Here is a 1,608-nt window from a genome sequence, read left to right on the forward strand (position 1 = left end):
ATCCAAAACCGGCGCCGGCCCGGCGATGACAGCCCGTTCAAAGGACGCCAAGCCGGCTTTCGGCAAGGCAGCGCCGAAGAAAGTGGTGCCGGCCGCAGCGAAAGCCGCGCCAAAAGCCCCAAAGCCGAAGAAGCCCGCGAGTTCCAGCGACTCCTTAGGCGGCAGTGCGATGCGCACGGCCAAGGCCACGGCCAACGTCGCTGCCGGCGCAGTCATGGTCGCCGCCCGAGGTGCTGCCTCGCTCGCTGCTTCCGTCATGGGCAAAGGCGGTTCGAAAGCCAAAGCGAAGGCGAAATAGCCGCGCTTCGGAGGCTGGTTTTTCTATCCCTTGGCCGGGATGGCCAGGCCTTTTTGCACCGCCGGCCGCGCCAGGCCGCGCTCCAGCCATGTTCCCAGATGGGCGAAATCGTCAAAGCCGACGAGTTCGCGCGCTTCGTAGAATCCGATCAGGTTGCGCACCCAACCGAGCAGCGAGATGTCGGCGATGGTGTAGTCATTGCCCATGATCCACTTGCGCCCTTTCAGCCGGCCGTCGAGCACGCCGAGCAGTCGCTTTGACTCGTCGCGATAGCGCTCCAGAGGGCGTTTGTCGGCGATTTCGCGGCCGGCGAATTTGTGGAAGAAGCCGACCTGGCCGAATATTGGCCCGACCGAGGCCATCTGGAAGAACACCCACTGGATGGTCTCGTAGCGGCGCGCGCCATCAATGGGCATGAGCAGGCCGGTCTTTTCAGCAAGGTAGAGCAGGATGGCGCCGGATTCGAACAGGCCGATCGGCTTGCCGTCCGGGCCGTTGGGATCGATGATCGCCGGTATCTTGCCGTTGGGATTGAGCGACAGGAATTCCGGTGTCCAGCTTTCGTTCTGGCCGATGTTGACCCAATGCGGCTCGTAAGGAAGGCCGAGTTCCTCCAGGGCGATCGATATCTTCACCCCGTTCGGCGTTGTCGCCGAATAGAGCTGGAGCTGGTCCGGATGCTTGGCCGGCCAACGCGTTGCGATCGGAAAGGCGGACAGGTCTGCCATGGAAACTCCTGGATGAGGATTCGCGCCGAGCGGCGCGGTTTTGGCGGGTCGGCCAAGGATTAGACGCGGCGCACGGCACGATCAATATGGCGGCGAAGGGTTTCATCGAGCACGGACAGTCAACGGAATGGCCGGCCTGGGGCAGATCCGCCCGCCCCCTAGATCAGACAGCCTTGAAGGCCAGCACGGCATTGGTGCCGCCGAACGCGAAGCCGTTGCTGATCGCGGCGCGCACCTTGCGCTCGCGCGGCACATTCGGCGTGACGTCGAGGTCGCAATCGGGATCGGGCTCACGAAAATTGGCCGTCGGCGGCACGATGCCTTCGCGGATCGCCATCACGCAGGCGATCATCTCCAGCGCACCCGATGCGCCGAGGCAGTGGGCGTGCATCGACTTGGTCGACGACACCGAAAGCTTGTAGGCATGGTCGCCGAAGACGCGCTTGATCGCTGCCGTCTCGATCTGGTCGTTGGCCTTGGTGCCGGTGCCATGGGCGTTGAGGTAGTCGACATCCTCGGGATTGAAGCCGGCATCGGCGACCATGCCTACAAGCTTTCGGTGTCGTCGACCAAGTCGATGCA

2 protein-coding genes and 1 pseudogene are annotated in these 1,608 nt (G+C 63.5%); all 3 read right to left on the reverse strand.

Going from position 1 to position 1,608, the window contains the following annotated elements:
* A partial coding sequence (locus EN991_RS40485) for a hypothetical protein (protein WP_206519323.1) occupies positions 1-216 on the reverse strand: 216 nt, incomplete at its 3' end.
* A gap of 105 nt (positions 217-321) precedes the next feature.
* A complete protein-coding gene (locus tag EN991_RS35405; RefSeq protein ID WP_127370464.1) occupies positions 322-1,026 on the reverse strand; it encodes a glutathione S-transferase N-terminal domain-containing protein in 705 nt (234 codons plus the stop codon).
* A gap of 163 nt (positions 1,027-1,189) precedes the next feature.
* Positions 1,190-1,608 (reverse strand): annotated as a pseudogene (locus tag EN991_RS35410) (beta-ACP synthase); the annotation flags it as partial.

The organism is Mesorhizobium sp. M7A.F.Ca.US.005.03.2.1, assembly GCF_003997795.1.
GTDB classification, from domain to species: domain Bacteria; phylum Pseudomonadota; class Alphaproteobacteria; order Rhizobiales; family Rhizobiaceae; genus Mesorhizobium; species Mesorhizobium ciceri.